This window comes from Streptobacillus felis (assembly GCF_001559775.1).
GTDB classification, from domain to species: Bacteria; Fusobacteriota; Fusobacteriia; order Fusobacteriales; family Leptotrichiaceae; genus Streptobacillus; species Streptobacillus felis.
On the sequence record NZ_LOHX01000252.1, the window covers coordinates 1 to 282 of the forward strand.

Annotated in this window: 1 protein-coding gene; it reads left to right on the top strand. The window is 28.0% G+C overall.

Features of this window, described 5'->3' with window-relative positions; genetic code table 11:
- The coding region (locus AYC60_RS04560; RefSeq protein ID WP_156447669.1) for a hypothetical protein at positions 1 to 282 on the top strand (282 nt) is incomplete at both ends.

The window sequence follows — 282 nt, forward strand, 5'->3', positions numbered from 1 at the left end:
AAGGGGGATAAGACACCTGATATAGATCTTAATTTCACTGGAGAATATCAAAGTGAAATACATAAATATACTAAGGAACTTTTTGGTGATGATTATGTATTTAGGGCAGGTACTATATCAGGACTTGCAGAAAAAAATGCATATACTACAGCGAAAAAATACTTTGAAGAAAGTATAAAGAAAGAATTAGAAAATGAAATATATTCGAAATATAAAATGAGTTTAAAAAAATTAGAACCTATACCTAAGGACAGTGAAGAAAAAAGATTAGATGACACAATA